The 6,249-nt window shown below is 42.2% G+C and carries 4 protein-coding genes; 3 read left to right on the forward strand and 1 reads right to left on the reverse strand.

The features are described from left to right. Positions 1 to 30 precede the first annotated feature (30 nt). The 3 genes from A5295_RS05295 to A5295_RS05305 are packed head-to-tail and all read left to right on the forward strand — an operon-like array spanning position 31 to position 5,254. Positions 31 to 1,275 carry an FHA domain-containing protein gene (locus A5295_RS05295; RefSeq protein WP_082915511.1) on the forward strand — a complete coding sequence of 415 codons (1,245 nt, stop codon included), beginning with the start codon at positions 31 to 33 and terminating at the stop codon, positions 1,273 to 1,275. A gap of 20 nt (positions 1,276 to 1,295) precedes the next feature. After that, complete coding sequence (locus A5295_RS05300) at positions 1,296 to 5,054, forward strand: hypothetical protein (protein ID WP_012913811.1); 3,759 nt, start codon at positions 1,296 to 1,298, stop codon at positions 5,052 to 5,054. Next, a complete protein-coding gene (locus tag A5295_RS05305) occupies positions 5,051 to 5,254 on the forward strand; it encodes a hypothetical protein (protein WP_004109746.1) in 204 nt (67 codons plus the stop codon). Before A5295_RS05300 ends, A5295_RS05305 begins: the two co-directional genes overlap by 4 nt. A 131-nt stretch (positions 5,255 to 5,385) precedes the next feature. On the opposite strand, the gene A5295_RS05310 is transcribed toward A5295_RS05305, so the two are convergent. Further along, complete coding sequence (locus tag A5295_RS05310) at positions 5,386 to 6,165, reverse strand: hypothetical protein (protein ID WP_041160462.1); 780 nt, start codon at positions 6,163 to 6,165, stop codon at positions 5,386 to 5,388. Positions 6,166 to 6,249: the final 84 nt, after the last annotated feature.

Consider the following 6,249-nt stretch of genomic DNA (forward strand, 5'->3'; position numbering starts at 1 on the left):
AGATGTGTATAAGAGACAGAGTCTGTAGAGATTGGTCGAAAGCCTATACGCCCGTTGCGTGAAGATGGTTTCGCGCGCGTCGACATAGTGGATAATAAACGTTCTATGTCAAAGAGGCATGCGCTGCTAATTGTAGACATGCGAGGCGTGGCAACAATACGAGATTTGCATTCAACTAACGGTACATATTTAGTCAGCGCAAATGGTGATTTGCTGCGTCTAGAGCCTGATGTTGATTTTCAGCTTCCAGATAACTTAATGCGCATGCAATTCGGTGATGTTCCTGTTGATTTTGTGCGTGTAGAAGAAGAATCTGCTGAAGTTGAAAAAGATAACGCAGTGCGTAATCTGTTCTCTTATGCTACAGATGAATCGCATGATGAGCCTGCAGCTTCAGATTTATCAGTAGATCAAATTCTTGATTTGCGCGCTGGTGAGCCAACAGGTGTTTTCCATGCTCAATCAGTTTCGCATCCTGGATTGTCTTGGAAACAAGGCATGCAGAATCATACTCAGCTCAATGATGATTCGCAAACAGATGTTGCTCCAATCAATCATGATGTAACTTTGCCTGTTATGCGAGAACAGCAGGAGGTTCCTGTAGAGCCGCGTAATTTATTTGCAGATGCGCAAGCGATTCAGCAAGAAAGTTCAACTAAAGAAGAACCTTCACAACAAGATTCTGTGATTTCTTCGGTTTCTGCAGTTGATCAAGCTGATTCAGTTGCTCAAGCTTCTCCGGTTACGCCAGTTAATCCGGAAACAAATATATTGCAAAACGAAAGTTCTCAAGAATTTCTAGTATCTCCATTAAATTCAACTGAAACTTTTGCTGAAAATATTGCCAATACTTCAGCTTTTAATGGTGCAAATACAGGTTCTAATAATCTCGATATTAACAGTTTTGGCTCTACGAATCTCGGTACTACAAATCTCGACTCTAATAATCTCGATATTAACAATTCTGATGCGGAGTACACACCTGCATTTGAGCCAGGCTCCGTATTTGAAAAAGTATCAAAAGGCGAATTTGACTCTCAAGAAAATGTAGTGGAAGCCGGCGGATTTACGTCAAAAGAAGCTGAAGAAAGTAGTGATTTTTCAAAGCAATTTGAGATGGCGCAATATTCGCAGTTGCTTCCGTTCTTGGCTGCAAACACTGGGTTATATGATGACTTATACGCGTGGCTCGCAGCTCAAGGTAATTCTGAAGTAGATGCTGCACTAGCTAGAAACAGCGGTTATAGTGCATATCGCAAAGCTATTGAACAGTAAGCAAGTAGTAGGGTGGGAATATGAGTGATACAAACAACGTGGAGCAGGATTCGTCAGAGCAAGTTTTTACTGATACAGTAGTTGAAAATACTACGTCAGAAGGTGATTCTTTAGAAAAATCTGGCTCTAACAATACCAACAGCGCTCGTACTAACGCTTTACAACATATAGTTGGGTGGAAGCAGCAATATCAGGCTCAGCTATCTCCTTCTCCACTAGAAGATATAACGCAACTTGCTGCACAATTAGAGTTGACGCATGCTCATCCTTCCGGAATTGCGCAACTTTTTGCAAGCGGAAAAGTAACATTAAAATCTTTATTCCGAGACGCTGGAATGTTGCGGGCTGCTGGGCGAAGGCTAGATCGAGTTTTTGAAGATAGAGACGCAAAAGCACACGAAAGTGGCGTTTCCGAACTTTCTTTAATAGTTGGTGTTGCATCGTGGAATGGCAACCATGTGCCTGTTCTTACGTATCCTGTGAAAGTTGTTCGTGACACTAATCAAGATGAGACCTCCGCCACTATTTATTTCTCTGGAAGTGTTGGGCTGAACAATTCGCTTGTGTCGCGTTTAAGTGAGCGTGGTGTTCAACTTAGGGAAGATGTTTTATTCGACGGATCTCAATATGAAAGTGGAACGCCAGAAACTTCTGTAGTGTTTGATGCTATTTGTAAGCAAGCTCGCTCAGCTTTTACAGATTTTGATATTGAGCGCGATATTATACTTGGCTGCTTTACAGATGCTGGTTCGCGTTTTGTAGCAGAAAGTGAACAAATTATTGACGCTTTGCAATCTGGCAATGTTGGAAATGCGATGATTGACGCTATGGCTGGCGATGATCGAGCTATTCATAAGCTTCAGTCTGCAAATAAGCTAGAATATAGTCCTTTCGACGCAGATCCTCATAGCGAATGCGAAGTTGGTGAAGTAGATAACGTTGTGCGTTATGCAGCGGAGCTTGTTGCTTCTGGAAATTCTCTGTTCGTGGATATTGATTCGGGCTCAGATTCAGCTGCGATTGCTGCTGCGATTGCTTCTCGTTCTGTGATTGCAGGACATTCTGTGTTGTATGTGCCTAATGTTGTTGAGCAGCAGAGGCGTTTCCGTTACACGTTGAATACGCATGAAATTTCCTCATTAGCATTAGACGTTGCGGATGGTCATATTGCTAAGCATGTCGATGCGCAGTTGATTGCAGCAGTTGGTGCTAGACATAGTATTGCGACTTCACGATTTGAGCAGGTTGCAGATGAGTTGGTTGGAGTGCGTTCTCGCCTTACTCGTTATTTAGGCGATCTTCATGGTATCAACGAAACTTGGGGAGTATCTGCATATCAAACAATCCAGAATCTTGCAGCAATTGCAATGTTTCCAACCCATCCGTCTACGCATGTGCGTTTAGATGTTTCTGCAGCGCACGCCATGACCGGTCATATTGAAGAGTGGTCGAAAAAATTCCACCAAGCCGATGAGCTTGGAGAGTTTAGGATAAATCCTGAAGATACTCCTTGGTTTGGCGCGTCGATATTTGACGAAAATGAAGCTATATCTGTATATCAGCGTGTTGTAGACGTGCTTCTTAAGCTTCTTCCAGCAACTCGAGAACAAGTTAAAAGCACTGTGCAAAGCTGTGGTTTCCCTGTGCCAACAACAGCTCGTGAGTGGAGTCGTCAAGTTACAGTTCTCAAAAATTTGCGACGTGTACTTGACGTATTCCAGCCTGAAATTTTTGAGCGCGATTTAGATGCAATGATTGAAGCGAGTAAGCCGAAAGTTCAGCGTAAAGCCGAAGGCACAATTATGGGCTTCTGGGAACGTAGACATCATGTTCGAGAAGCGCGCAGCTTGCTAAGAGTTGGAGCTAAAGTCGATGATTTGCATGAGGCATTAAAGATTGTTGCGCAGCAAGCAGCTCAGTGGCGTACTTTCGTGCCTCATGGCGGATGGCCTGTTTTGCCGCCAAAATTGGATGATATTGTAAATACTCAAGAATTATTAGCAAGGCATTTAGTTGCTCTTGATGCAGTGTTAGCAACAACTCTTAAGGGCGCGGATCTTGAAAATATTGAATTTGCGCAGCTTGAAGCTCGTTTGCAAGATTTGCATGACGACAGAGCATCTCTAGATACTCTCCCTGGTCGTTGCAATTTGGAGCGTGAGTTCAGCAAAGCGGGCTTATCTGATTTAGTTAGCGATTTGCGTCGTCGCAACGTTACAGGTAATGCAATTGACGGTGAGTTGCAATTGGCTTGGTGGACTACTGTTTTTGAAGATATCGTTAATTCTTCTGCAATTATTTCTCACCAAGATGGCTCCGCAATGCAAGATGTCTCTGATCGATTCGTGCAAGTTGATACAGAACATGTGCGTTCAATCGGTCCAATGGTTCAGCAAGAAGCTATGAGGCATTTGTGCGATTTATTGTTCTCGCACACGCAAGAAGCTAATCAGTTACATACTATGCTTGCAGGAAACCGTTCTGGAATTACTTTTAATAAATTATTGCGCAATTATGCGGAACTTGTGTTGGCTGCGAAACCAATACTTGTAGCTATGCCATCTACTCTTACTATGATGACTCCGTTGAGACCTATTGCAGATACTGTAATAATTGATTCGGCATCTCATATATCAAATATTGAGTTGCTATCTATTTTGTCTCGTGCTCGTCAAGTAGTAGTTTTAGCGCATAAGCAAACAGTAAGTTCTGAAAGTTTGCGTTCGCTTATTTCATTACTACCATCTGTAACAGTAGTTTCTAGAGCAACAAGGCGCTCGCTTCGTTTAGCGCGATTCTTGGAAGAACATGGTTACGGAAAGTTGCGTCACGACGTTCCTGTTGAGCGTTTGCAAGGTAAAGTTCGTTTGCATCAAATTGAAGCAACTGGAGTTCCAGTAATGTCTTCTGGGCTTATTGAAAGCAGCCAGCGTGAAATTGATGAAGTAGTTGAGCTTATTCGTCAGCGTGCGAATACGTTTACGGTTGTTCCTTCAAGCTATGTGCTTGTCGTAGTTACGTTGACAAACGTGTTCCGCAGTCGTTTAGGAGCAGAGTTGAAGTCTTTGTCTATTAAAGACGAAAACATGGCTAGATTCTTGCGACATGTGAGACTTTTGGGCGTTAATGAAGCTTCTGGAGCAATAGCAACAGATGTAATTATGTCGCTTTGCTATGCAAAAACATCTCATGGCAGACTTCTTCAGCAGTTTGGATTGCTTGAAGAAGAAGGTGGAAGCAGTATGCTTCTTGACGCTTTGGCTCTAGCTCGTCGTCATCTAGATATTGTTAGTGCGTTTACATCTAAAGATATGGAAGATGAGCGTTTGCACCAAGATGGTCCAAAGCTTTTGAAGAACCTTTTGCAATGGGCTGAGAAGTTAAGTGATAAGCCGCTTCGTCCAGAAGATGCCAACGATGTTGAAGCGCAAATTGCTGCAGAAGCTGCACAAAGAAATGTGCTATTTACTGATTTAGCTGAGCGTATTCGCTCGCGTGGATTAAAAGTTGCAGTCAACTATGGCTTCGATAATGGCGTTAGAATTCCTCTAGTAGTTGGACTTGCGGACAAGTCATTTGCTGTTGCTGTGCTTACGGATGATGCGCAATTTATGAGCGTGCAATCAACTCGTGAACGTCATCGCATGATTATTCAGGATTTGGAATCCTTGGGCTGGTCAGTTATGACAGTGTGGAGCGTTGGAGCTTTTGTCAATCCTGAAAAAGAGGTTGACCGTGTTGTTTCTCGTCTCGGGGAATTGTATGGTGACAACGAATGAGTAAATACGATCCCAATAGAAGATCTCCCCGCAGGTCAGTTAGGGTTGTTCGTGAAGGCTCGGAGCTTTTTGATGCAGATGGCGTTAAACTCGAGCCTTCTGACGAGCTTACTTTGCAACAGCGTAATCAAGACGACGATAATCGTATTTTAAGCGAATTGCCGCCTCACTGGGCGGTGTTTTCCGAGCGTATTAGTTGAGCTTGAAATACGCGAGAAGTAGCAGAATGATTTATTCTTGTTGCTGCTTGTTGCTGACTGGTCATTATCGCTAATTGCTAATAATTACCGCTGATTTCTACTAATCGTGTACGTATTCCATGACGGCAATCTCATTGTGACAATTTCATGGCAACAATTGCCAAAGAGGGGTTTGCAGACTGAGCTTGTAATAATCGCAACGCATCTGCAGCAGGCATAGCAAGAGTGGTAGTATTTTGCTGATTTTGTGAAACTTGGGTGCTTTGAGTTATTTGCATTACCGTAACATTATGAACTACGCTAACATAGCGTTCGTCAATTTCTGCAATATTGTTTTCTTCAATATCCTGGTTTTTGTTTTTATCGTTATTTTCTATAGTGCTGCTTTTAGATTTTTCGTTGTTGTGACTTTCTGCATTTTTAGAGTTAGAAATTTCTTCATCTTGTACCGGCTTGCTAAAAGCTAGATCAATTTTTTCGCCAGGAAGCAGTGTGTGATCTGCACTAGCTAAATGAATGGTAATAGAAGTGAATCCTTCTGGAATGCGCGGAATTTTACTCAATAGTGTTTGCAAAATTGGCATGCCTTTACGTATTTCGCATGTTGCAATAATAGAAGCATTCGCGCTTATATTATTAGATAGCGCTTGATTAAATACTTTATGTTTAGGCACTCGAACGTATGCAATATCGTTTACGCTAACGCGTGAACCTTTCTGAATATTGTGTTTAGCTACTGCTATAACTTGAGTTTCTTGTGAGTCAATAATAGTTGACACAACGAGTAAAGCCATCATTCCAGCACATAGCACAATAATGATTTTCCGCACGAAAGCGCGTTGCCTTCGCTGCAATAACGCACTATTTTTTGCGTTATTTTGAGATTTAAATAAAGAAAAATTTATGCTCATACCTGCATTTTGAAATATAAAAAATGCAAGAGCAAGAAAAATTGCGCGCTGTGGATAAAACCTATTAGCGCGCAATATTTAAAC

The sequence above is a fragment of the Gardnerella sp. 26-12 genome (assembly GCF_001660745.1).
Lineage (GTDB): Bacteria > Actinomycetota > Actinomycetes > Actinomycetales > Bifidobacteriaceae > Bifidobacterium > Bifidobacterium swidsinskii.

Excerpts from the sequence above, each read along its gene's own strand:
- A5295_RS05300 (WP_012913811.1), top strand. The coding sequence starts at position 1,296 with ATGAGTGATACAAACAACGTGGAGCAGGATTCGTCAGAGCAAGTTTTT.
- A5295_RS05305 (WP_004109746.1), top strand. The coding sequence starts at position 5,051 with ATGAGTAAATACGATCCCAATAGAAGATCTCCCCGCAGGTCAGTTAGG.
- A5295_RS05310 (WP_041160462.1), bottom strand. The coding sequence starts at position 6,165 with ATGAGCATAAATTTTTCTTTATTTAAATCTCAAAATAACGCAAAAAAT.